Annotated in this window: 22 protein-coding genes; 17 read left to right on the top strand and 5 right to left on the bottom strand. The window is 54.0% G+C overall.

The window, feature by feature from the left end:
* Nucleotides 1–25: 25 nt before the first annotated feature.
* On the bottom strand, nucleotides 26–922 hold the full coding sequence (locus ACQZQY_RS19745) for a DMT family transporter (RefSeq protein WP_183847785.1): 897 nt from the start codon (nucleotides 920–922) through the stop codon (nucleotides 26–28).
* Nucleotides 923–1,059: 137 nt separating this feature from the next.
* On the opposite strand from ACQZQY_RS19745, the gene ACQZQY_RS19740 reads away from it, so the two are divergent.
* From ACQZQY_RS19740 to hisP, 15 genes are all read left to right on the top strand, one after another.
* The gene (locus ACQZQY_RS19740; protein ID WP_420804213.1) at nucleotides 1,060–1,869 is read left to right on the top strand and encodes an AraC family transcriptional regulator; all 810 of its coding nucleotides are present in this window, start codon (nucleotides 1,060–1,062) and stop codon (nucleotides 1,867–1,869) included.
* 100 nt (nucleotides 1,870–1,969) lie between these two features.
* Complete coding sequence (gene pdxB / locus ACQZQY_RS19735) at nucleotides 1,970–3,097, top strand: 4-phosphoerythronate dehydrogenase PdxB (protein WP_431296252.1); 1,128 nt, start codon at nucleotides 1,970–1,972, stop codon at nucleotides 3,095–3,097.
* 119 nt (nucleotides 3,098–3,216) lie between these two features.
* Entirely contained in the window at nucleotides 3,217–4,227 is a 1,011-nt protein-coding gene (locus ACQZQY_RS19730) for an aspartate-semialdehyde dehydrogenase (protein ID WP_056782155.1), read from the top strand.
* Nucleotides 4,228–4,229: 2 nt separating this feature from the next.
* Nucleotides 4,230–5,060 (top strand): tRNA pseudouridine(38-40) synthase TruA, encoded by an 831-nt coding sequence (gene truA, locus ACQZQY_RS19725; RefSeq protein WP_056782156.1) that lies wholly within the window; start codon nucleotides 4,230–4,232, stop codon nucleotides 5,058–5,060.
* Nucleotides 5,061–5,094: 34 nt separating this feature from the next.
* Nucleotides 5,095–5,763, top strand: a complete 669-nt coding sequence (locus ACQZQY_RS19720) for a DedA family protein (RefSeq protein ID WP_217204534.1) — start codon at nucleotides 5,095–5,097, stop codon at nucleotides 5,761–5,763.
* Nucleotides 5,764–6,025: 262 nt separating this feature from the next.
* The gene (gene accD, locus ACQZQY_RS19715) at nucleotides 6,026–6,943 is read left to right on the top strand and encodes an acetyl-CoA carboxylase, carboxyltransferase subunit beta (RefSeq protein WP_056782162.1); all 918 of its coding nucleotides are present in this window, start codon (nucleotides 6,026–6,028) and stop codon (nucleotides 6,941–6,943) included.
* Nucleotides 6,944–7,148: 205 nt separating this feature from the next.
* Nucleotides 7,149–8,435, top strand: coding sequence for a bifunctional tetrahydrofolate synthase/dihydrofolate synthase (gene folC, locus ACQZQY_RS19710; RefSeq protein ID WP_390972694.1), 1,287 nt, complete (start codon nucleotides 7,149–7,151; stop codon nucleotides 8,433–8,435).
* A complete protein-coding gene (dedD, locus tag ACQZQY_RS19705) occupies nucleotides 8,425–9,222 on the top strand; it encodes a cell division protein DedD (protein WP_056782168.1) in 798 nt (265 codons plus the stop codon). The genes folC and dedD overlap by 11 nt, the downstream gene beginning before the upstream one ends.
* 264 nt (nucleotides 9,223–9,486) lie before the next feature.
* Nucleotides 9,487–9,978, top strand: coding sequence for a colicin V production protein (cvpA, locus tag ACQZQY_RS19700; protein WP_034791821.1), 492 nt, complete (start codon nucleotides 9,487–9,489; stop codon nucleotides 9,976–9,978).
* Nucleotides 9,979–10,008: 30 nt separating this feature from the next.
* Complete coding sequence (gene purF, locus ACQZQY_RS19695) at nucleotides 10,009–11,526, top strand: amidophosphoribosyltransferase (protein ID WP_056782171.1); 1,518 nt, start codon at nucleotides 10,009–10,011, stop codon at nucleotides 11,524–11,526.
* A gap of 127 nt (nucleotides 11,527–11,653) precedes the next feature.
* Nucleotides 11,654–12,226: a UbiX family flavin prenyltransferase gene (locus ACQZQY_RS19690; protein WP_122097531.1), complete on the top strand. Its 573-nt coding sequence runs from the start codon at nucleotides 11,654–11,656 to the stop codon at nucleotides 12,224–12,226.
* Between the two features lie 323 nt (nucleotides 12,227–12,549).
* Nucleotides 12,550–13,332, top strand: coding sequence for a lysine/arginine/ornithine ABC transporter substrate-binding protein ArgT (argT, locus tag ACQZQY_RS19685; RefSeq protein WP_056782177.1), 783 nt, complete (start codon nucleotides 12,550–12,552; stop codon nucleotides 13,330–13,332).
* Between the two features lie 105 nt (nucleotides 13,333–13,437).
* Nucleotides 13,438–14,124 (top strand): histidine ABC transporter permease HisQ, encoded by a 687-nt coding sequence (locus tag ACQZQY_RS19680; RefSeq protein ID WP_056782180.1) that lies wholly within the window; start codon nucleotides 13,438–13,440, stop codon nucleotides 14,122–14,124.
* Nucleotides 14,121–14,837 (top strand): ABC transporter permease, encoded by a 717-nt coding sequence (locus tag ACQZQY_RS19675; RefSeq protein ID WP_056782183.1) that lies wholly within the window; start codon nucleotides 14,121–14,123, stop codon nucleotides 14,835–14,837. Before ACQZQY_RS19680 ends, ACQZQY_RS19675 begins: the two co-directional genes overlap by 4 nt.
* A gap of 35 nt (nucleotides 14,838–14,872) precedes the next feature.
* Nucleotides 14,873–15,646, top strand: coding sequence for a histidine ABC transporter ATP-binding protein HisP (hisP, locus tag ACQZQY_RS19670; protein WP_056782185.1), 774 nt, complete (start codon nucleotides 14,873–14,875; stop codon nucleotides 15,644–15,646).
* A 50-nt stretch (nucleotides 15,647–15,696) separates the two neighbouring features.
* On the opposite strand, the gene pepT is transcribed toward hisP, so the two are convergent.
* The gene (gene pepT, locus ACQZQY_RS19665) at nucleotides 15,697–16,929 is read right to left on the bottom strand and encodes a peptidase T (protein ID WP_122097533.1); all 1,233 of its coding nucleotides are present in this window, start codon (nucleotides 16,927–16,929) and stop codon (nucleotides 15,697–15,699) included.
* Between the two features lie 158 nt (nucleotides 16,930–17,087).
* Here pepT and ACQZQY_RS19660 point away from each other — a divergent pair, with 158 nt between their 5' ends.
* Nucleotides 17,088–18,683 (top strand): ABC transporter substrate-binding protein, encoded by a 1,596-nt coding sequence (locus tag ACQZQY_RS19660; RefSeq protein WP_136376803.1) that lies wholly within the window; start codon nucleotides 17,088–17,090, stop codon nucleotides 18,681–18,683.
* A gap of 544 nt (nucleotides 18,684–19,227) precedes the next feature.
* Here ACQZQY_RS19660 and ACQZQY_RS19655 read toward each other — a convergent pair.
* A complete protein-coding gene (locus ACQZQY_RS19655; RefSeq protein ID WP_431296251.1) occupies nucleotides 19,228–20,124 on the bottom strand; it encodes a TIGR01777 family oxidoreductase in 897 nt (298 codons plus the stop codon).
* A gap of 155 nt (nucleotides 20,125–20,279) precedes the next feature.
* Nucleotides 20,280–20,924, bottom strand: a complete 645-nt coding sequence (locus ACQZQY_RS19650; RefSeq protein WP_122097537.1) for a glutathione binding-like protein — start codon at nucleotides 20,922–20,924, stop codon at nucleotides 20,280–20,282.
* Between the two features lie 313 nt (nucleotides 20,925–21,237).
* Here ACQZQY_RS19650 and yfcD point away from each other — a divergent pair, with 313 nt between their 5' ends.
* Nucleotides 21,238–21,849 carry an NUDIX hydrolase YfcD gene (yfcD, locus tag ACQZQY_RS19645; RefSeq protein ID WP_431296250.1) on the top strand — a complete coding sequence of 204 codons (612 nt, stop codon included), beginning with the start codon at nucleotides 21,238–21,240 and terminating at the stop codon, nucleotides 21,847–21,849.
* 81 nt (nucleotides 21,850–21,930) lie between these two features.
* Here yfcD and ACQZQY_RS19640 read toward each other — a convergent pair whose 3' ends face one another.
* Nucleotides 21,931–22,947, bottom strand: coding sequence for a LacI family DNA-binding transcriptional regulator (locus tag ACQZQY_RS19640; protein WP_431296249.1), 1,017 nt, complete (start codon nucleotides 22,945–22,947; stop codon nucleotides 21,931–21,933).
* Between the last annotated feature and the right edge of the window lie 173 nt (nucleotides 22,948–23,120).

Genomic DNA, 23,120 nt, shown 5'->3' with positions numbered 1-23,120 from the left:
CGCAGAGCAGTGACGTTCAGTGGCGTTATTTCTCTGCGGGAGGGCAGGCGCCGCCAAACAGCGGTTTGCGCAGCCGCTGGGCGATCACCACCCCGGCCAGCGTAATGCCGCCGCCGATAATGTGATAACTCTGCAAATGCTCATGCAGGAACAGCACCGCGATAATGGCGGTGAAAATCGGCGACAGGTTCATGAAAATGGACGCTTTGTTGGCACCGAGGCGGATAACGCCCTGGATCCACAAAAAGGGCGCAATGATCGAGGCCGGAATCCCCGCAAAAAGCACCAGCGGAATGTTGTGCACCGTCAGGCTGACGTCGTTCGCCAGCAGGAAGTTGGGCAGCAGCAATAACACGCCAAAAATGATCTGCGCATACAGCGATTGCCAGTTAGGCAGCGGGATCGCCCAGCGCTTGGTCAGCACGCCATACAGCGCGTAGGCCGCGGAGGCGCAAAACATCATCAGCTCGCCTTTGCCAATCCCATGTTGCAGCAGTTGCGCCGGATCGCCCGCACTGACCAGCCACACCAGACCGGCGAAAGAAATGATGCAGCCCAGCGCGATACCGACAGTGGGCACCACGCTCAGCAGGAACAGACTGATCACCACGGTCAGCAGCGGGATCAGCGAGTTCAGTATCCCCATGAACAACGCACTGACGCTATGTGCGGCGTAATAGGCCAGGCTTTGATAAAGCACCATCCCCAGCAGGCCGAGGATCAGCAGTTTCCACCAGTATTGTTTCACCGCCTGAAAGTTACGCAGCAGGCCGGGCAAGACAAAAGGTGTCAGTGTCAGCAGCGCCAGCAGCCAGCGGTAAAAAGAAATGGCAGCGGGATCAATGGCGGTCGCGGAAGCCTTGCTGACCACGGCATTGAGTGACCAGATCAACACGGCCATCAGCGGAAAAAGTACATTCATGACAAATCATCCCTAAGTAAATCGTTGCGCCAGTGTACGATTGTCTTATTTGTTATATATAACGATAATCAGACAACCCTTCGCGTAATTCAGACAACCTGCTGGCGCGGGATTTCCGTCACAGACAAAAGGCTTTTATGGCATCACCACGCGGCACGGCTCAGCGCACATCACCTCCTCCACGTTACTATCCGCCGTTGCCGGAGAAAATGCCGACCACGCTGCTGTTTCGCGGCGAAGTCGTGGCAGGCAACTCGGAGTATGTGCGCCATTCGCATCCGTGGAGCCAGATTATCTGCGTCAAATCCGGTGTGCTTGCCATGCTGGTGGGCGGGCAGCGCTATCTGGCGCCTCGCGAATTTGCCATCTGGTTACCGGCGGGCACCGAGCACTCGAGTTATAACCGCAAAACGACGCGGTTTTGCGCCATCGATATCGCTCCCGAACTGGACCAGAATCTGCCGTCTGCGCCCTGTCTGTTAACGCCCACCGCGATTTTTAATGCGATTGCCGATGACTGTTTTTCGCGAAAACTCACGGAACCGGAGACGGAGACAGACCTGCGCATGTGCCGCGTGTTGCTGGATCAAATCAGCCTGGCCCCCCGGCAAAACACCTATCTGCCGACGTCGGAAGACAAATTGTTGTCTCAGGTGTTGAGCGCACTGGAAAAGAATCCGGCTGACAGCACGCCGCTGGCGCAATGGGCGGCAAAGATTTACACCACCGAACGGACGCTGTCGCGCCGTTGCCAGCAGGAACTGGGGATGAGTTTTGCCCAATGGCGTCAGCGGTTGCGTTTTTTACATGCTATCTCGTTACTTGAGCAGGGAAAGAATGTGCAGGACGTCGCTCACGATGTGGGATACAGCTCGTCTTCGGCGTTCATCACCATGTTCCAGCAAATTTCCGGCACCACCCCGCAGCGTTTTCGTAACGACAGGTAAAGTTGTGCCCTGAAAGTTGGGATCAACGCCACGAACGTGGCAAAATCCCTATCTTCTTTATTTTCTATTCTTTCTTTAGGCCGTGTTGCCGGAGTCAAACGTGAAAATCCTGGTTGATGAAAATATGCCGTATGCCGTTGAGCTGTTCAGCCGGCTGGGCACTGTGCAGGCTGTTCCCGGCCGTCCTGTTCCGCAGGATGCGCTCAACGATGCCGATGCGCTGATGGTGCGTTCGGTGACCAAGGTGAACGAAAGTTTACTGACGGGCAAACCGGTGAAATTTGTCGGTACAGCCACAGCGGGGACCGATCACGTTGATGATGCCTGGCTGGCTGCGCAGGGCATCGGTTTCTCAGCCGCTCCGGGCTGTAATGCCATTGCGGTGGTTGAATACGTGTTCTCCTCACTGCTGATCCTCGCAGAGCGCGATGGTTTCCAGCTGCGTGATAAAACCGTCGGGATTATCGGCGTGGGTAACGTCGGTTCACGCCTCAATGCCCGTCTGGAAGCGCTGGGTGTCCGCACCCTGTTATGCGACCCCCCGCGTGCCGATCGCGGTGATGAAGGGGAATTCTGGCCGCTGGAAAAACTGGTCACCGACGCCGATATTCTGACCTTCCACACGCCGCTCAACCCGTCCGGCCCTTACGCGACCCATCATCTGGTGGATGCCGAACTGCTGGCGCGCCTGCCGGCTGACCGTATTCTGATCAACGCCTGTCGTGGCGAAGTGGTGGATAACGCCGCGCTGCTCGATGCGCTGAACGGCACGAAAAAGCTGACCGCCGTGCTCGATGTCTGGGAGCCGGAGCCTGATTTATCGCTGGCGCTGCTTGAAAAAGTGGCTATCGGCACGGCACATATCGCAGGCTACAGCCTGGAAGGCAAGGCGCGCGGCACCACGCAGGTGTTTGAGGCATTCAGTCAGTTTATCGGTCAGCCGCAAACCGTGGCGCTGGCCTCGCTGTTACCGCCGCCAGAATTTGCTGAAGTCACGCTGCGCGGTGCACTGAGTGAAGCCAAACTGCTGCGTCTTATTCACTTAGTGTATGATGTGCGCCGCGATGACCGGCCTTTGCGCCGTGTCGCCGGAAAAGCGGGTGAATTCGACAAACTGCGTAAGTTCTATGAAGAGCGTCGCGAGTGGTCATCTTTACGGGTGATATGTGACGATCCGGCCACCGCGGAGATGCTGAAAAAACTGGGCTTTACCACGCAGCCAGGCTGAGGCTTAACGCGGCCTTAAGCTTTTTCACATACAGTAATCTGATAACGATTTCGAAAGCAGGGCGGTGATCATTCATCGCCCCTTTGTATTTTGCACTTTTATTTCTGGAGAAAACCAACATGTCTGATGGCTGGAATATTGCGCTGCTTGGCGCAACGGGCGCAGTCGGTGATGCGTTACTGGAATTATTGGCTGAACGTCAGTTCCCGGTTGGTGAGCTCTTCCCGCTGGCCAGTGAGCGCAGCGCCGGTCAGACCGTGCGTTTCAATGGCAAAAGCCTGCGCGTGCAGCTGGCGTCTGAATTCGACTGGTCGCAGGTACAGCTGGCGTTTTTTGTCGCGGGCAGCGAAGCCTCGGCACTGTACGCTGAAGAAGCGGCGAATCAGGGATGCCTGGTTATCGACAGCAGCGGCCTGTTCTCGCTGGAAAACGACATTCCTCTGGTGGTGCCGGGCGTGAACCCGGACGCGCTGTCCCATTACCGTAACCGTAATATCGTGGCCGTGGCTGACAGCCTGACCAGTCAGTTGCTGACCGCCATCAAACCGCTGACCGAACAGGCTGGTTTATCGCGTCTGCATGTGACGTCACTGCTCTCCGTGTCTGCGCTGGGTAAAGCGGCGGTGGATGATTTAGCCGGGCAAAGTGCGCGCCTGCTGAACGGTATTCCGGCAGAGGAAGGCATCTTCAGTAAGCAACTGGCGTTTAACCTGTTGCCGCTGGTGAGTGATGCAGAGGGCAGCGTGTTGCAGGAACGTCGTCTGGTGGATCAGGTGCGTAAGGTCTTGCAGGACGACGGTTTGCCTATTTCTGTCAGCTGCGTGCAATCGCCAGTGTTTTATGGTCACGCGCAGGTAGTGCATCTGGAAGGTTTGCGCCCGCTCTCTGCAGACGAAGCACGCGCGGAACTTGAACGTATCGACGATATTTCCCTGAGCGATGAAGACGATTTCCCGACCCAGGTCAGTGATGCGTCCGGCAATGCCAATCTGAGCATTGGCTGTCTGCGTAATGACTATGGCGTGCCTGAATTACTGCAATTCTGGTCAGTGGCGGATAACGTGCGTTTCGGCGGTGCCCTGATGGCGGTGGAAACCGCAGAAAAACTGATCAATGAGTACTGGTACTGATTATGTCCGACGAGGTTATTTCTGACGTCAGTGCGGCCCCGGTAGTGGGGCGCATTGCGTTAGGTATTGAGTACAACGGCAGCGCTTATTTCGGCTGGCAGCGTCAGCAGGGAGCCGCCAGCGTTCAGGAATGTCTGGAGAAATCACTGAGCCGTGTGGCCGATTCGCCGATTGTGGTGTTTTGCGCAGGGCGTACCGATGCGGGCGTCAGCGCCACCGGTCAGGTGGTCCATTTCGATACGCCGGTGATGCGTAACGATGCGGCCTGGACAATGGGCGTGAACACGCACCTGCCGAAAGACATTGCGGTACGCTGGTGTGCCAACGTCGGGGAAGATTTTCACGCCCGTTTCAGCGCCACCGCCCGCCGTTATCGTTATGTTATCTACAATCATCGCTACCGTTCGGCGATTTTGCACACCGGTGTGACGCACGTTCACATGCCGCTCGACGTGGAAAAAATGCAGCTCGCCGGTCAGGCGTTGCTGGGTGAGAACGACTTCACGTCGTTTCGCGCGTCGCAGTGTCAGTCGCGTACGCCGTGGCGCTACATGGTGCACCTGAATGTCACACGCCACGGTAATTATGTCGTGGTGGACATCAAGGCGAACGCGTTTGTGCATCATATGGTGCGCAATATTGTCGGCAGTCTGGTGGAAATTGGTGCGGGGAATCAGCCGGTGAGCTGGATGGCAGAGCTGCTGGCGGCGAAAGATCGCAATCTGGCTGCGGCGACCGGAAAAGCCGAAGGTTTGTATCTGGTTTCTGTGGATTACCCCGAGAAATTTGCATTACCCCAGGTCAATATGGGGCCGCTGTTCTTAGAAGATTAAGAACCATTGATGGTGTAAAAAGGACGGAAATCAAATGGGTTTCATTCAGTTTGTGATCGATTTTATTCTACATATTGATGTGCATTTAGCGGAGCTGGTCGCGCAGTATGGCGCCTGGGTGTACGGGATTTTGTTCCTGATCCTGTTCTGTGAAACCGGCCTGGTGGTGACACCTTTCCTGCCGGGCGATTCATTACTGTTTGTCGCAGGCGCGCTCGCCGCGTTGCCGGGCAATGACCTTAACGTCCATCTGATGGTGTTCCTGATGGCGATTGCTGCCATTGTGGGCGATGCGGTGAACTATACGATCGGGCGGGTGTTCGGTGAGCGGCTGTTCAGTAACCCGGATTCGAAAATTTTCCGTCGCAGTTATTTGGACAAGACGCATAAGTTTTACGAGAAACATGGCGGCAAAACGATTATTCTGGCGCGCTTCGTGCCGATCGTCCGGACATTTGCGCCGTTTGTCGCGGGCATGGGGCATATGTCTTATCGTCATTTCGCTGCGTATAACGTGATTGGTGCGTTAGTTTGGGTGCTGCTGTTTACCTATGCTGGATACCTTTTCGGCGATCTTCCGATTGTTCAGGAAAATCTGAAATTACTGATCGTCGGCATCATTGTGGTTTCCATCCTGCCGGGTGTGATTGAAATCTGGCGGCACAAACGCGCAGCGGCGAAAGAGAAACGTCATCAGGGGTGATCCCGTGACAATTTTTATCAATTAACAGGATATTGACGGTCATTAAACCCGCAGACTCACCAGTTTTTTATCCACAGTCTCTGGCTGTTATGGTTTAATGAGCGACAATTTATGGTCTGTTCCTGCGAACAACCCTTCTGTGATGCGGCGTGTGAGGTTTTTTATCACGCCGGACACAGACATTTTTGGGTAGGTTTCAGGGGACTTGTTACTGCATGAACAGCGGACTGGCTTTGGCCGGGTTCAAACAGAAAGGTTATCGATGAGCTGGATTGAACGAATTCTTAGTAAGAGCACTGACTCGCAAACCCGTAAGGCAAGCATTCCTGAGGGCGTCTGGACTAAATGTGACAGCTGCGGACAGGTACTTTACCGCGCCGAGCTCGAGCGCAACCTCATGGTTTGCCCTAAGTGCGACCACCATATGCGTATGTCTGCGCGTATGCGTCTGTCCACTTTCATGGACGAGGGCAGTGAGGTTGAATTAGGTAGCGAGCTTGAGCCTAAAGATGTTCTGAAGTTTAAAGATTCCAAAAAATACAAAGATCGTCTGGTTGCTGCACAAAAAGAAACCAACGAAAAAGACGCGATGGTTGTTATGAAAGGCACGCTGTTTGGTATGCCGATCGTGGTGGCGTCGTTTGAGTTTGCGTTCATGGGCGGTTCCATGGCGTCAGTGGTCGGGGCTCGTTTCGTCCGTGCCGTTGAACAGGCCATGGAAGATAACTGCCCGCTGGTGTGTTTCTCAGCCAGTGGCGGCGCACGTATGCAGGAAGCGCTGATGTCGCTGATGCAGATGGCGAAAACCAGTGCGGCGTTGGCGAAATTACAGGAACGCGGCTTGCCGTACATTTCTGTGCTGACTGACCCGACCATGGGCGGCGTTTCTGCCAGCCTGGCGATGCTGGGTGATATCAACGTGGCTGAGCCAAAAGCCCTGATTGGTTTTGCCGGCCCGCGCGTTATCGAGCAGACCGTACGTGAAAAACTGCCTGCTGGTTTCCAGCGCAGTGAATTCCTGATTGAGAAAGGCGCGATCGATATGATCGTCCGTCGCCCGGATCTGCGTGCCAAGTTGGGCAGCGTTCTGGCGAAGCTCACCGGACAACCTGAGCCACGTGTGGCTGAGGTGCCGGCAGCGGTCAACGGCTCTGCCGCTGACAATCATCAGGATGCCTGATCGATCAGAGTAAAAGCCGGTCAGTTGTTCAGGGCGGCCACTCATCGTTGTGCCGCCCAAGCTGTCGCCGTCAAGCTGTTATCGCTCAGGACTGGCAGGCCGTGCTTTTACTCTTTCAGCAGTATCTGAAAAAGAGGGCATTGCCTGCTGTCACAGTCTGGTGATGTAGTGTCGAAGTGAACCTAATGCAGGTTGAACGGGGCTCATGCAAAATCAACTTATCCCTCAAGCCACGTCGCCTTTGGCCACGTGGCTTTATTATCTCGAACATCTCCATTCTCAGGCGATTGAACTCGGCCTTAGCCGCGTCAGCGCAGTCGCCACCCAACTCGATTTACTGACACCTGCGCCGCTGGTCTTTACCGTGGCCGGTACCAATGGCAAAGGCACCACCTGCGCCACGCTGGAATCGATTCTGATGGCGGCGGGTTACCGTGTCGGCGTTTACAGTTCTCCTCATCTGGTGCGATACACCGAGCGCGTGCGTATTCAGGGCGACGAGTTACCCGAAGCGGCACACTGCGCCTCTTTCGCGCAGCTTGAAGCCGGGCGCGGCGATATCTCTCTGACCTATTTCGAGTACGGCACTTTATCTGCTTTGCAGCTGTTTAAGCAGGCTAAGCTGGATGTGGTGATCCTCGAAGTCGGGCTGGGCGGTCGTCTGGATGCCACCAATATTGTTGATGCCACGGTTGCCGTGGTGACCAGCATCGCGCTGGATCACACGGACTGGCTGGGGTCAGACCGCGAAAGCATTGGCCGCGAAAAGGCCGGTATTTTCCGTTCGGGCAAACCGGCGGTGGTCGGTGAGCCGGATATGCCGCAGTCGATTGCGGATGTGGCGCAGGAAAAAAATGCCGATCTCTTCCGTCGTGACAGCCAGTGGCATTTTACCGCCGGTTCTGACAGCTGGCGCTGGGCGGCGTTGCAGGAAGGGGCGGAAACCACCGTTCTGGAGGCTCTGCCGTTGCCAAACGTTCCCTTAGCCAACGCGGCGACGGCACTGGCAGCCCTGCATTATTCGCCGCTGGAGATCCCGCCTGAGGCGTTGCGCAGTGGCCTGACGCGTGCGGCGCTGCCGGGGCGATTCCAGACCGTGAGCGAATCACCGCGCCTGATCCTCGACGTGGCGCATAACCCACACGCTGCTGCCTATCTGGCCGGGCGTTTGGCTGAACAGCCACGCCATGGCGGGAAAGTACGGGCCGTCGTCGGCATGTTGTCAGATAAAGATATTGCCGGTACGCTGGCGTGTCTGTCCCCGCAGGTGGATGAATGGTATTGCGCGCCGCTTGAAGGCCCGCGCGGTGCCAGCGCTGAAGAACTGACGGCGCATCTGCCCGCGGCGCGTCAGTTTACGGATGTGGAGTCAGCCTGGAAGCAGGCCATGCAGGAGGCGGCTCCTCAGGATATTGTGATCGTCTGCGGTTCGTTTCATACCGTCGCTCACGTAATGGATGCTTTAGATACGGGGAAAACCAGTGGCAAGTAAGTTTCAAAATCGCCTGGTCGGTACGGTCATTCTGGTGGCGCTGGGCGTCATCATTTTGCCCGGATTACTCGACGGCAAGAAAAAACATTACGAAGACGAATTTGCGTCGATCCCATTGGTGCCAAAAGCGGGTGATGTCGAGGAGCAGGATTCGGTACCGCCGGTGACGCAGTCGCTGCCTGCTCAGGCGCCTGAAGGCGCAGATCAGTCGATGCATGGCGCACCGGAATCTGACAATTCCGCGACCAATACCACGGCGGCCAATCGTGGCGCGGTGGCACCGGGGAATACCACGGTAGAAACGCCACCTGCAACGACGCTGCCAGAGCAGAAAAAAACGGTGCAACCAACGCGTACCGAACCTGCGAAGCAGAAACCGGTTGAGCAAAAGCCAGTGGTTCAGAAGCCTAAGACGATCGAGCCTAAACCGATGGTCGAAGCACCGCCTGTCGTCAAACAGAAACCGGTTGAACAGCCTAAACCGGCAGAGCAACCGAAAGCCGCAGAACAGCCGAAGCCGGCGCAGGAAGAAAAAGCGCCGGCGGGGCAGTCGTATGTTGTGCAGCTGGGGGCGTTGAAAAATGCCGCCAAAGCCAATGAGATCGTGGCGAATCTGCGACTCTCCGGTTTCCGTGCCTACACGGTTCCGTCAACGCCGGTACAGGGGCAGATAACGCGCCTCTACGTCGGGCCGGATGCCTCCAGGCAGAAGCTCGAAGCCTCGTTGCCGCAGTTGCAACAGCTCAGCGGATTAGGCGGCCAGGTTCGGGCTTACTCTGCACACTGACGTTACTCCTCCCCTTTGCCGGGGAGGGAACTGATAAAACATAAAAAATACCAGGGAGGGCACAAGCGATTTGTGCCCTTTTTCTATAAGATCCTCAGGTTGGGTTTTTATAGGGTTATGCTGCGATTGAGGTTTTTTTAATCGCTATTATTAATTTGTCTGACCGGCAGATTTCCCCTACGCAAACGTTTTCTTTTTCTGTTAGAATTCGCAGCGATTTGGATGCCGGGGTAGACGTGACTGGATTAGACACTGGAATAGTTAATGGTCTGGATTGATTACGTCATCATTGCGGTTATCGGATTTTCTGCATTAGTCAGTTTGATTCGTGGCTTTGTTCGTGAGGCTTTATCACTGGTAACCTGGGCTTGCGCCTTCTTCGTTGCCAGTCATTATTACCCTTACCTCGCCATCTACTTCACGCGTTTCGAAGATGAGTTAGTTCGAAACGGGATCGCAATTGCCATCTTGTTCATCGCGACGTTGATCGTAGGTGCAATTGTCAACTATGTGATTGGTTCGCTGGTGGAAAGAACCGGATTGTCCGGCACAGACAGGGTGTTAGGTGTGTGCTTCGGCGCGCTGCGCGGGGTGTTGATTGTCTCCGCGATGCTGTTCTTCCTGGATACTTTTACCGGCTTCTCACAAAGTGAAGACTGGAAGCAATCCCAGTTGATCCCACAGTTCAGTTATATCATCAGGTGGTTCTTTGACTACCTGCAGAGCACGTCGAGTTTCTTGCCAAAACATCTTTAGTTTTGGCAGCGCTGAAGAGGAAAAGACAACATGTGCGGTATTGTCGGTATCGCCGGTTTCATGCCGGTAAACCAGTCGATTTATGACGCGTTAACGGTGTTACAACACCGTGGGCAGGATGCCGCAGGCATCGTCACCATTGATGCCAATAATAACTTCCGTTTACGGAAAGCGAATGGCCTGGTGAAGGATGTTTTCGAAGCCCGCCATATGCAACGCTTGCAAGGCAACATGGGCATCGGCCATGTTCGCTACCCAACGGCTGGCAGTTCCAGCGCTTCAGAAGCTCAACCTTTTTACGTCAACTCTCCGTTCGGCATCACCCTGGCCCATAACGGTAACCTGACCAATGCCCATGAACTGAGAAGCAATCTGTTCGAAGGCCAGCGTCGCCATGTCAACACGACTTCTGATTCTGAAGTCCTGCTGAATATCCTGGCCAGCGAGCTGGATCGTTTCCAGCATTATCCGCTCGAAGCTGACAACATTTTCGCTGCCGTGTCGGCGGTGAACCTGAAAATCCGTGGTGCTTATGCCTGCGTGGCGATGATCATCGGTCACGGCATGTTAGCTTTCCGTGACCCGCATGGCATCCGCCCGCTGGTGATCGGCAAACGTACGTTGGAAGATGGCCGCAATGAGTACATGGTGGCGTCTGAGAGCGTGGCGTTAGATACACTGGGCTTTGAGTTCCTGCGTGATGTGGCGCCGGGCGAAGCGGTGTACATCACCGAAAAAGGCCAGCTGTTTACCCGCATGTGTGCTGAGAATCCGCAGTACAATCCGTGCCTGTTCGAGTACGTGTATTTCGCACGTCCTGATTCGTTCATTGACAAAATTTCCGTCTACAGCGCCCGTGTTCGTATGGGTGAAAAGCTGGGCGCGAAGATTGCCCGTGAATGGGAAGATCTGGATATCGACGTGGTGATCCCTATCCCGGAAACCTCATGTGATATCGCGCTGGAAATTGCGCGCATCCTGGATAAACCGTACCGTCAGGGTTTTGTGAAAAACCGTTATGTTGGCCGTACATTTATCATGCCGGGTCAGCAGGAACGTCGTAAATCTGTGCGTCGCAAACTTAATGCTAACCGCGCTGAGTTTCGTGATAAGAACGTGTTGCTGGTGGATGACTCCATCGTGCGCGGCACCACGTCTCAGCAAATCGTTGAGATGGCGCGTGAAGCGGGGGCAAGACGTGTGTATCTGGCTTCAGCGGCACCGGAAATTCGTTTCCCGAACGTCTACGGCATCGATATGCCAAGTGCCAACGAACTGATTGCGCATGGCCGTGAAGTCAGCGAAATCAACCAAATCATCGGTGCCGATGCGTTGATCTTCCAGGACCTGAGCGATTTGATCGCCGCAGTGAAAGAAGACAACAGCGATATCGAGAAATTTGAGTGTTCAGTATTCGACGGTATTTACGTCACGAAAGACGTTGACCAGAATTACCTGGAATACCTCGAAGCCCTGCGCAACGACGACGCTCAGGCGTTACGTGGTCAGCAGGAAGCTGAAAACCTCGAGATGCACAACGAAGGCTGATAAGCGCGTTGCTGACATGATACAAAGCGCGCCCCTCCTGTGAACACACAGGTCGGGCGCGTTTTTTTATGCCTGAATGTATGTCAGTATTAGCACCGTCCGGGTTCATTCTTCTAAGGCAGTGTTCATGAAACGACTTATTGTCGGTATTTCAGGCGCCAGCGGCGCAATTTACGGTGTCCGTCTGTTGCAGGTGTTAAAAAGCGTACCGGATGTCGAAACCCATCTGGTGATGAGTAATGCCGCACGGCAGACGCTGACTCTGGAAACCGATCTGACGCTGCGCGACGTGCAGGCCATGGCCGATGTGGTTCATGATTCCCGCGATATCGCCGCCAGTATTTCTTCCGGATCCTTTAAAACCGCCGGAATGGTGATTTTACCCTGTTCGATCAAAACCTTGTCCGGCATCGTGAACAGCTATACCGATGGATTACTGACCCGCGCGGCAGACGTGGTGCTTAAAGAAAGCCGCCGTCTGGTGCTCTGTGTCCGCGAAACGCCGCTGCATCTTGGCCACCTGCGCCTGATGACTCAGGCCGCTGAGCTCGGAGCCATCATCATGCCGCCGGTTCCGGCGTTCTATCATCGCCCGGCGTCGGTGGAAGATATCATCGATCAGACCGTTAACCGCGTCATCGATCAGTTCGATATTGAGTTGCCGGAAGACCTGTTTGTTCGATGGCAGGGCAGCCACTGAGTTTTCTCCCCCCTCTACGCACTTATTTCTAGCATTTCACTAACAATGCACCAACGCTGATCACAATTTGATTCATTCTGGTGCATTGTTAACGAGCGCTTACGCTATCCTTTCCTCAGACCTCTGAATACTTTCATATTCCTGATGATTTTTTGACCGGTTTTCACTCTCTTAACGGGGAAATTGCCCTCGCTAAGAAACGGCACGAAACGTGCATGAGAGAATCTGGCAAAAAAGCCATTTGCATCGTTCAGCAAACTATAAAAAGACGTTCATTCACGCACACGCAACCACAACAGATGAATAATCACTGAGGCTAATGTATGAAAAAGTTGTTCAAGGTTCTTCCGCTGGTTTTGGTCTTAGCCAGCGCAGGTAGTGCGTTCGCTGCCGCACCTAAAGCAATTAATATCGGTACTGATCCGACGTATGCCCCATTTGAATCAAAGGATTCCAGCGGCAAGCTGGTAGGTTTTGATATCGATCTCGCTAATGAAATGTGTAAACGCGCTGCTATCAAATGCACGTATGTCGAAAGTGATTTCGACGCACTGATCCCTTCCCTGAAAGCCAAAAAAATTGATGCGATCATTTCCTCATTGTCCATCACTGAAAAACGCCAGCAGGAAATTGATTTCACTGAGAAATTGTACGCCGCCAATGCCCGTCTGATCGCGCCTAAAGGCTCTAAAGTTCTGCCTGAACTGGACGCGCTGAAAGGCAAAAACGTCGGTGTATTGCAGGGTTCCACTCAGGAAGCCTATGCCAACGCCATGTGGCAGCCAAAAGGCATCAACGTTGTGGCCTACCAGAATCAGGATCTGATTTATGCGGATCTGGCTTCAGGCCGTCTTGATGCTGCGTTCCAGGACGAAGTGGCGGGCAGCGAAGGCTTCCTGAAACAGTCTGCAGGTAAAGAGTACGCGTTCGCGGGTCCGTCTGTTAAAGACGATAAATTCTTCGGCGTGGGTACCGGCATGGGTCTGCGTAAGACCGATACGGATCTGAAAGCCGCGCTGAACAAGGCGTTTGACAGCATGCGTAAAGACGGTACTTACGACAAGCTGGCGAAGAAATACTTCGACTTTGACGTATACGGCGGCTAATTGCGCGCTGTGTGATGTGCCACAGGGGGCGGTGCGCTGCTCCCTGAGGTTCTGACGCGCGCCGCTTTCTGGCCGCGCCGGGATCCTTTCAGACAGGAAAAAACCATGCTGTATGGGTATTCCCAGGTAATCATCCAGGGCACGTTGGTGACACTGGAACTGGCGATTTCGTCAGTTGTTTTAGCGCTGGTGATAGGGCTTATCGGGGCGGGTGGGAAGCTGTCAAAAAGCCGGGTTATTTCTGGTTTTTTTGGGTGTTACACCACGCTTATCCGCGGCGTACCTGATCTGGTGTTGATGTTATTGATTTTTTACGGCTTGCAGATTGCACTCAACAGCGTCACCGAATCTCTCGGGATGACGCAAATTGATATCGACCCGATGAGCGCCGGTATCATCACGCTCGGTTTTATCTATGGTGCGTATTTCACCGAGACATTTCGCGGCGCGTTTATGGCCGTTCCCCGCGGGCAGATTGAAGCGGCCACCGCTTATGGTTTCACCGGCTCACAAATTTTCCGCCGTATCCTCTTCCCGGCCATGATGCGTTTCGCGTTGCCTGGTATCGGTAACAACTGGCAGGTGATTTTAAAAGCCACCGCGCTGGTGTCACTGCTTGGCCTGAATGATGTGGTGAAAGCCACGCAACTGGCTGGAAAGGGCACCTATCAGCCGTTCTATTTTGCGATTGTGGCGGGTGTGGTGTATCTGGTCTTTACCACGCTGTCGAACGGCGTGCTGTTATGGCTTGAACGCCGTTATTCGCTGGGTGTGAAGAGGGCTGAGCTATGATCGAAATCCTCCAACAATATGGCTGGTCGCTGCTCTACAGCGATGGCTATCGTTTCACCGGGCTGGCGATCACCCTGTGGTTACTGATCAGTTCCGTGGTGATCGGCGGATTACTGGCAGTGCCCATGGCCGTCGGGCGCGTGTCGTCTAATAAATTAATCCGCTATCCGATCTGGTTATACACCTACATTTTTCGTGGCACGCCGCTGTATGTGCAACTGCTGGTGTTCTACTCCGGCATGTACAGCCTGGAGATCGTGCGCGGCACGGACTTCCTGAATGCGTTCTTTCGCAGCGGTCTGAACTGTACGATCCTGGCGCTGACGCTCAACACCTGTGCGTACACCACTGAGATATTTGCCGGTGCCATCCGGTCAGTGCCTCACGGTGAAATCGAAGCCGCGAACGCCTACGGATTTTCGCGTTTTAAACTCTATACCTGCATTATTTTGCCTTCGGCGTTACGCACGGCGCTGCCGGCTTACAGCAACGAAGTCATTCTGATGCTGCACTCCACCGCCCTGGCGTTTACCGCCACCGTGCCGGATGTGCTGAAGATTGCCCGCGATATTAACTCGGCGACGTATCAGCCGTTTTACGCCTTCGGGATCGCGGCGGTGATTTATCTTTGTGTTTCTTTTGTTCTGATTGGTCTGTTCCGTAAGGCGGAAAAACGCTGGCTGGCGCATGTGAAGCCCCAGTCCGCTCATTAAAAAAGCCAACTATCGACACCATTGCGGGAAACGTTATGTCAGAAAACAAATTAGCCGTTCTCGATCTCCACAAACGCTACGGCGACCATGAGGTGCTCAAAGGCGTGTCGCTCTCCGCCAATGCGGGAGATGTGATCAGTATTATTGGTTCATCAGGTTCAGGGAAAAGTACATTTTTGCGCTGCATTAACTTCCTGGAAAAGCCGAGCGAAGGGTCAATCAGCGTCAGCAATCAGGATATCCGCATGGTGCGCGACACCGACGGGCAACTGAAAGTGTTCGACAAAAAACAGCTGCAACTGCTGCGTACCAAACTGACGATGGTGTTCCAGCATTTCAATCTGTGGAGCCACATGACGGTGCTTGAAAACGTCATGGAAGCGCCGGTACAGGTGCTGGGGCTAAGCAAAGCCGAAGCGCGCGAGCGTGCGGTGAAATACCTTGATAAAGTCGGCATCGATGCGCGTGCGCAGGGTAAATACCCGGTGAATTTGTCCGGTGGTCAGCAACAGCGCGTCTCTATCGCCCGTGCACTGGCAATGGAACCCGAAGTGCTGTTGTTTGATGAGCCTACTTCTGCGCTCGACCCTGAGCTGGTCGGTGAAGTGCTGCGCATCATGCAGAAACTGGCGGAAGAGGGGAAAACCATGGTGGTCGTCACGCATGAAATGGAGTTTGCCCGCCACGTGTCCAGCCATGTGATTTTTCTGCATCAGGGCGTGATTGAAGAGCAGGGCAACCCTGCCGACGTGTTCGGCAGCCCGAAAAGTGCCCGTCTGCAACAGTTTCTGTCAGGTGCGCTGAAGTAATATCGTTACGCAGCGTTCCCCTCTCATGAGGGGAACGCTGGATGACAGGGTTACCCTTTCGCTGCCAGCAGGCACAGCTGTACGGTCAGTTCGTAGGATTTCACAAACGAATTCACCGGCAGGAACTCAAACTTCGAATGGAAATTATGTGCGCCGGTGAAGTAGTTCGGTGTCAGCAAACCTTTTGCTGACAGCGCTGCGCCGTCGGTGCCGCCGCGCATCGGGATCACTTTCGGTTCAACGCCGATCTCTTTCAGCCCGGCAAAAATCAGATCGATCGCCCGGCGGTCTTCGCCGATCGCGCTGCTGATATTGCTGTAGGTATCGCTGATATCCACCGAGACTTTCGCTGTCGGATACTGAGCTGCGATCGCTTTCGCGACATCCTGAATTTTCTGCTTACGGGCAGCAAAACTGGCGCTGTCGAAATCACGGATGGAGGCATGGAGCCGCGCACCCTGCTGGGAAGCGCTCATGCCGTTGAACCAGACGTAGCCTTCGCGGCCTTCGGTATTTTCCGGCGTTTCTGCACGGTCAAAGTGACTGATGAAATCCTGCGCCATCAGTAACGGATTGACCAGCACACCCTTGGCTGACATCGGATGCGCCGTCACACCGGTAAAGTCGATTTCCACGGCTGCCGCGTTGAAGTTTTCATACACCACTTCACCCAGTTCACAGCAGTCAATGGTGTACGCAAAATCCACGTCAAAGCGGGCAAGATCCAGTGCTTTCGCGCCACGCAGCCCGATTTCTTCATCCGGCACAAACGCCACCACGATATCGCCATACTCCTGCGACGCGTTCAGATTCTCCAGCATGGTCATGACCACCGTCACGGCGGCTTTATTATCTGCGCCCAGCACGCTGGTACCGTCGCTGAAGATGATTTCTTCACCCTGATACGCCAGGATTTCCGGGCGCTCAGCAGGGCGCAGCCAGATATCTTTTTCTTTGTTCAGGCACAGGTCATCGCCGGTGAAGCGCAGCGTTTGCGGATGAATATCCGCGCTCAGGCCCACATCGACGGTATCAATGTGAGTGATAAAACCTATGCGCGGCCCGCCGGTTTTAGTGCCGGGTTTGACCGCGGTGACGGTCGCATATTCATCAATCTGAATGTTTTCTAAACCGAGCTGATGCAGCTCCTCAGCCAGTAACCGCGCCATGTCATGCTGGCCCGGCGTGCTCGGTAAGGTGTTCACGCTGGCGTCACTTTGTGACGTCACGGAGAGATAGCGGTAGAAACGTTCGGTAAGCTGTTTTGCGATTGTTGTCGACATCTTGACCTCTGAATGATCGCCAATGGGTTTACTTGTTATAAGATTTTCATATATAACAAAGTATTACTAGTTGTTATTCAGATGTTAATCTGTTTTTGCTTTGGGTTCCATGATGAAGAAGTTTTAAACACTCTCCGGACAGGGAAAAAAGGGAAAAAATGAAACACAACATTTTAAAAATAAGCACAGGGTTACTGGCGTTAGCGATCACGGGCGGCGTTTCGGCAAAAACGCTGGTGTATTGTTCAGAAGGTTCGCCGGAACAATTTAACCCGCAGCTTTACACATCGGGCACTTCCGTCGATGCCAGCGCTGTGCCGATTTATAACCGTCTGGTTGATTTCAAAACCGGCACCACTGAGCTGGTGCCAAGCCTGGCAGAAAGCTGGGACGTTAGCCCGGACGGTAAAACCTACACTTTCCACCTGCGTAAAGGCGTGAAATTCCAGAGCAGCAAACTGTTTAAACCCAGCCGTGATTTCAACGCGGATGACGTCATCTTCTCGTTCATGCGCCAGAAAGATGAAAACAACCCGTATCACAAGGTGTCCGGCGGCACTTATCTGAACTTCGACAGCCTGAAGCTGGGCGATCTGATCGGCAGCATTGATAAAGTGGATGATTACACCGTTCGCTTCAACCTGACCCGCCCCGAAGCGCCATTTGTTGCCGATCTGGCCTGGTATTTCGCGTCTATCCTCTCGGCAGAATATGCCGATCAGATGCTCAAAGCCGGTACTCCGGAGAAACTCGATCTGAATCCGGTCGGTACGGGGCCGTTCGAGCTGGTTCAGTATCAGAAAGACACGCGTTTGCTGTACAAAGCCTTCCCGGAGTACTGGCAGGGTAAATCTAAAATTGACCGTCTGGTGTATACCATCACCCCGGATGCCTCGATGCGTCTCGCAAAACTGGAAAAAAATGAGTGTCAGGTGATGCCGTTCCCGAACCCGGCAGATCTCGACCGGATGCGCGCCAACAAAGACATCAATCTGATGAGTAAATCGGGTCTGAATACCGGCTTCCTGTCTTTTAATACGCAGAAGCCGCCACTGGACAATGTGAAGGTGCGTCAGGCGCTGAGCATGGCGATCAATAAGCCACAAATCATTGAAGCGGTATTCCGTGGCACCGGCACCGCAGCGAAAACGCTGCTGCCAACCGGTGTCTGGGGATATAACGACAAGGTAGTGGATTACGATTATTCACCGGAGAAAGCCAAAGCGTTACTGGCCGAAGCAGGCATGCCAAACGGTTTTGATATCGATCTTTGGGCGATGCCGGTACAACGTCCGTATAACCCGAATGCCCGCCGTATGGCAGAAATGATTCAGGCGGACTGGGCAAAGATTGGCGTGAAAGCGCACATCGTCAGTTTTGAGTGGGGTGAATACCAGACCCGCATCCGTAACGGCGAGCACATGGCCGCGCTGATGGGCTGGACGACAGCCAATGGTGATCCGGATAACTTCTTTGGCCCGTTATTTACCTGTAACGCAGCGAAGGGCGGTTCTAACTCTGCGAAATGGTGTTATGCACCTTTCGACCAGTTGATCACCGAAGCCAAAGAAACCACGGACCATGCCAAACGCGTTGCACTTTACGAGCAGGCGCAGCAAATGATGCACGACCAGGCGCCAGCAGTGATGATTGCACACTCGACCATCTTCGAGCCCGTTCGCAAAGAAGTGAGTGGCTATGAGATTGATCCCTTTGGCAAACATGTGTTTTATCAGGTGGATGTGAAGGAATAAGGCTACACCGAGCATTGGGCGGTAATGCTTGAGGCAAAGATTGAAAGGTGAAAGTTTCGGTTTCTCATTAGCTGTTATCACATGAGCTATTTCCCCGAAACCGAGCAGAGGGGAAAACTTTTCCCCTCTGCACTCCCGCCCACTTTTTACTGCGTATCGCCCGCAGGATCTTAAATTCAACCGCAGATGGTTTTTATCTTTTAGAAATATTGATTGGCGTGCTCAAAAATGGCACCGAATGAACGGTTCGAGACTTAAGGCTCGAAGCCTGAAATTCGGGAATCGCGCAGCGATGACATTTTGCGCCACCCAAAAATGCAGCAGAACATGTCCGTCGTGATTGCGAAGCGCTTGTTGAAAAAGCGAGGAGGAATCCAAAGGAGGAAAAGCACTTTCCTCCTTTGGGCGGTTTCGGCACTGAAAGAAAAGTGATCGCAGTCGTTGAGAAACCGAAAATTCTCGATCTGTTTTTGAAAGGCGTCAGTACAACGCAATTGTCCCGCCAAGAAACCGAAACATTCTCAATCCGGTGGAGCAAACCCCTTCACTTCAGCAAATCCTCCAGCGCTTCCTTCAATTCCTGATGTGTAAACTCAAAGCCGGCCGCTTCCAGCCTGCGCGGCACGGCACGCTGGCCGCCCAGCACCAGTACGGCTGACTCGCCCATCAGCAAACGTATGACGGGTGCAGGTGCCCGCATAAACGCCGGGCGATGCAGAACCTCACCGAGTAGAGCGCTGAACTGTTCGTTGCGTGCGGGATAAGGCGCCACCATGTTGAACGGTCCGCTGAGGGTTTCGTGCATCATCAGGAAAATGATGCCTTCGACCATATCGTCGATATGGATCCACGGCATGTATTGCTGGCCGTCACCCAAAGGGCCGCCGAGTCCGGCGCGGAAAGGCAATACAATTTTTGCCAGCGCGCCGCCTTTTTCTGCCAGCACAATGCCGGTGCGCAACAGGCACACGCGGGTGCGCGGGCTTTCAGCCGTCATCGCCAGGGCTTCCCAGCGTGCGCATAGCTGCCAGGTAAATTGCTTGTTTGGCGGCTCGTCTTCCGGCACCAGGGCCTGCCCCTGATCGCCGTAATAACCCACTGCTGAACCTGAAATAAAGACCTGGGGCGGCGTCTGGCTGGCATTAATCAGCTGCGCCAGTTTCTCAGTTAACTGCCAGCGGCTTTCACACAGCAACGCTTTGTGATCTTTCGTCCAGCGTTTGTCCGCAATCGGCTCTCCCGCAAGATTGATCACCGCATCAAATCCATCCAGTGACGTTTTGCCGTCCAGCGTTTCCCACAGCAGAACCTGTGAGCCCAGCACTTTCGCGGCGCGTTCAGGCGCACGGGTAAGTACGGTAATCTGATGAGATTGCTCAACAAGTCGCCCGGTAAGCCTTCGGCCAATGAGCCCGGTAGCGCCGGTGATCAGGATTTTCATATCAGGTTCCTTAACTGTCTGAATATGCGAATGAACTGTCATTAATCATAGTTGAGTCGCCGCCTTTAGCGCGCGATATGGAGCACAGTTAATGGAAATTATTTACAGCGGAATGTGTTCAGCAGAACCCCCGGCAGAAACCGGGGACAGCGCTGTCAGTGGTGGTTGATGTGCAGGGGATCGGCGAGGGCGTAGGCTTTTTGCGTGGAAGGACGGGCTTTGACGCGTTCAAACCAGTTTCGCACCGCCGGATACTCCGCCAAATCAATGCGCTGGCGCTCATGCGCTACCACCCACGGATAAGCGGCGATATCAGCAATGCTGTAGGTGTCCCCGGCGATATAGGCATTTTTAGTCAGCTGGGTATTCAGCACGCCGTAAAGACGTTTGGTTTCCTGCTGATAGCGTTCGATGGCGTAAGGTACAGGTTGCGGGGCGTAGTGCGTGAAGTGATGATTTTGCCCGAGCATCGGGCCCATTCCGGCCACCTGCCAGGTCAGCCACTCCAGCGTTGTGGTGCGTTCGCGCAATTCCTTACTGAGTAATTTTCCCGTTTTCTCAGCCAGATACTGCAAAATGGCCCCGGACTCGAACACACCGATGGGCGCGCCGCTGTCTACCGGCTGACTGTCGACAATCGCCGGGATCTTATTGTTGGGGGAAATGGCGAGAAACTCGGGTTTGAACTGATCGCCTGCGCTGATATCAATGCGATGAAGACGGTAGGCCAGACCGGCTTCCTCCAGAAAAAGAGAAATCTTATGACCGTTGGGTGTGGGCGCGTAATAAAGATCAATCATATTGCCTCCTGCGTTATGTTAATCACTTAATGAAATCCGCCAGTGCGCGGTTGATAATCACAGTTTTTAAAATGATTGGGTAGGGTATCATAATGGTTGTGAATACTTGCCTGCGCCGGACCTTTGTCAGAGTTGTCTTATGGCGAAGTTTGTGGGGTAACATAACTTTTACCTGTCACCAACGCATCCATTGCTATTGAAGCCATGTGGCAGACCCAGATAGAATCTCCGGACATTATCGACGTGTTGCACCCATTACTGCGCACAGACCCATTGCGCACAGACCAGCGCTTAAAACAGAAGGTTTCAGCGGATGTCAGAACAAGAGCAAAACATCAGTACGGAAGAATGGGTTGATATCGTCAACGAAGATAACGAGGTCATTGCCCAGGCCAGCCGACAACAAATGCGTGCTCAGGTCCTGCGCCACCGTGCCAGCTATATCGTGGTGCATGACGGAATGGGCAATATTTTGGTTCAGCGTCGTACCGAAACCAAAGACTTTTATCCCGGCTGGCTGGATGCAACGGCAGGTGGCGTGGTGCAGAGTGGCGAAAATATTCTTGATTCAGCCCGCCGTGAAGCGGAAGAAGAGTTAGGGATCGCCGGTGTACCCTTTGCCGAACATGGTCAGTTCTACTTCGAAGAAGAGAACAAATGCCGCGTGTGGGGCGCGTTGTTTAGTTGCGTATCCCACGGTCCGTTCGCCTTGCAGGAAGAAGAAATTGATTCTGTACGCTGGATGACGCCGGAAGAGATCACCTCACGATGCGACGAATTTACGCCGGACTCGCTTAAAGCGCTGTCACTATGGATGACGCGTAATAACGAGAAAGAGCATGGTAAGCCGTTAACCCGTGACTTGCTGAGTGATGAATCTGTCAAAGCGGATGATGAGCCGGATAACGAAAGTACCCCGATCTAAGCCTCAGCCTCTTAAACATTGAGCCTGGAAAACCCGCCGCACGCGTACTGATGTCGCCTGCGGCTTTTTGTTGTCGTGAATTTAGCAGCTGTCCCGCTTACACAATGACGAGGCGATCGTCACCTCTTCCCACTCTTCATCATGGATCCTCGCCAGCAAGGCCTGGGCCGCACGCGTACCAATTTCCCTATGCGGAATGGTGATAGTGGTCAGCGGCGGCTGGCAGACTTTACTGACGTCCGAGTTGCCAAATCCCACGACCGCCAGATCGTCCGGCACTTTGATACGCCGGCGCTGGCATTCGTACAGCGCTCCGCAGGCCAGATCGTCTGAGACGCACACCAGCGCGTCGATTTCCGGCCAGGCCAGCAGAAACTCAGGCAACTGCTGAGCGCCGGTGGAAAAGCTGGCGGGCTCGGCAGCGTTGATCACCCGATGCGGCGACATATGCGCTTTCAGCATGGCCTTTCGCCAGCCTTGCAAATGTTGCTGGAAAATCCACTGTTCCTGATTGGCGCACAGCATACCGATGTTTTGATATCCCTTCGCCACCACGGTCTGAGTGAGCTGAAACATCGCCTCGACGTAATCAATCCCGATATTCATATCAATGGGAGAGTCAGTCAGCGCACCGATTTCCAGCACCGGGATGGTCAGATTATCCAGCCACTGGCGAACGTTGGCCGAGTGCTCGACAGAGAGCAATATGGCCGCCGCCAGATTGTAAGACAGCAGCGTTTCCAGCAATTTTTCTTCCCGCTCAATGCGGTGCTGGGATTCGGCCAGCATGATCTGGTACCCGGCAGGTTGCAGCACTTTCTGAAGCCCGGCAAACATCTCAGCGCAGCCCGGTTCCGACAGACTTGGCACAATCATGGCGACAGTATTTGATGACGCAGAAGCCAGTGAACTGGCCGCCTGATTGGGTAAATAACCCAGCTGGCTGACGGCCTCTTCGATCTTTTCACGCAGCTTATCGGAGACTTGTTCCGGGGTACGCAGTGCGCGGGAAACGGTCATGCTGCCCACGCCTGCAAGCTGCGCCACATCAGCCAGCGTCACTCTCCCTGTACTGCGCCTTTTCTTGTTAATGGACATGCACAATCCTGACTCCTGCACCCGAAGATATAGCGAAAAAAGCAAGCCGCAGCAGGGCGATACCCGAAGGATCCACGGCGGAATTGGGTAAATTATCGGTCATTTCCGGACAAAGTATACCGTTATTTGTGTGAACTGCGGCGCAGTGGTACCGGCAGGGGACTATTTTTGAT

Source organism: Rahnella sp. PAMC25559, from assembly GCF_050632365.1.
Classification (GTDB): domain Bacteria; phylum Pseudomonadota; class Gammaproteobacteria; order Enterobacterales; family Enterobacteriaceae; genus Rahnella; species Rahnella rivi.
This window is presented reverse-complemented; position numbering and strand designations above follow the sequence as displayed.

What these genes read in the sequence shown, in the direction of transcription:
- ACQZQY_RS19745 (WP_183847785.1), bottom strand. Translation starts at nt 922, where the DNA reads ATGAATGTACTTTTTCCGCTGATGGCCGTGTTGATCTGGTCACTCAAT.
- ACQZQY_RS19740 (WP_420804213.1), top strand. Translation starts at nt 1,060, where the DNA reads ATGGCATCACCACGCGGCACGGCTCAGCGCACATCACCTCCTCCACGT.
- ACQZQY_RS19730 (WP_056782155.1), top strand. Translation starts at nt 3,217, where the DNA reads ATGTCTGATGGCTGGAATATTGCGCTGCTTGGCGCAACGGGCGCAGTC.
- truA (WP_056782156.1), top strand. Translation starts at nt 4,230, where the DNA reads ATGTCCGACGAGGTTATTTCTGACGTCAGTGCGGCCCCGGTAGTGGGG.
- ACQZQY_RS19720 (WP_217204534.1), top strand. Translation starts at nt 5,095, where the DNA reads ATGGGTTTCATTCAGTTTGTGATCGATTTTATTCTACATATTGATGTG.
- accD (WP_056782162.1), top strand. Translation starts at nt 6,026, where the DNA reads ATGAGCTGGATTGAACGAATTCTTAGTAAGAGCACTGACTCGCAAACC.
- folC (WP_390972694.1), top strand. Translation starts at nt 7,149, where the DNA reads ATGCAAAATCAACTTATCCCTCAAGCCACGTCGCCTTTGGCCACGTGG.
- cvpA (WP_034791821.1), top strand. Translation starts at nt 9,487, where the DNA reads ATGGTCTGGATTGATTACGTCATCATTGCGGTTATCGGATTTTCTGCA.
- purF (WP_056782171.1), top strand. Translation starts at nt 10,009, where the DNA reads ATGTGCGGTATTGTCGGTATCGCCGGTTTCATGCCGGTAAACCAGTCG.
- ACQZQY_RS19690 (WP_122097531.1), top strand. Translation starts at nt 11,654, where the DNA reads ATGAAACGACTTATTGTCGGTATTTCAGGCGCCAGCGGCGCAATTTAC.
- argT (WP_056782177.1), top strand. Translation starts at nt 12,550, where the DNA reads ATGAAAAAGTTGTTCAAGGTTCTTCCGCTGGTTTTGGTCTTAGCCAGC.
- ACQZQY_RS19680 (WP_056782180.1), top strand. Translation starts at nt 13,438, where the DNA reads ATGCTGTATGGGTATTCCCAGGTAATCATCCAGGGCACGTTGGTGACA.
- ACQZQY_RS19675 (WP_056782183.1), top strand. Translation starts at nt 14,121, where the DNA reads ATGATCGAAATCCTCCAACAATATGGCTGGTCGCTGCTCTACAGCGAT.
- hisP (WP_056782185.1), top strand. Translation starts at nt 14,873, where the DNA reads ATGTCAGAAAACAAATTAGCCGTTCTCGATCTCCACAAACGCTACGGC.
- pepT (WP_122097533.1), bottom strand. Translation starts at nt 16,929, where the DNA reads ATGTCGACAACAATCGCAAAACAGCTTACCGAACGTTTCTACCGCTAT.
- ACQZQY_RS19660 (WP_136376803.1), top strand. Translation starts at nt 17,088, where the DNA reads ATGAAACACAACATTTTAAAAATAAGCACAGGGTTACTGGCGTTAGCG.
- ACQZQY_RS19655 (WP_431296251.1), bottom strand. Translation starts at nt 20,124, where the DNA reads ATGAAAATCCTGATCACCGGCGCTACCGGGCTCATTGGCCGAAGGCTT.
- ACQZQY_RS19650 (WP_122097537.1), bottom strand. Translation starts at nt 20,924, where the DNA reads ATGATTGATCTTTATTACGCGCCCACACCCAACGGTCATAAGATTTCT.
- yfcD (WP_431296250.1), top strand. Translation starts at nt 21,238, where the DNA reads ATGTCAGAACAAGAGCAAAACATCAGTACGGAAGAATGGGTTGATATC.
- ACQZQY_RS19640 (WP_431296249.1), bottom strand. Translation starts at nt 22,947, where the DNA reads ATGTCCATTAACAAGAAAAGGCGCAGTACAGGGAGAGTGACGCTGGCT.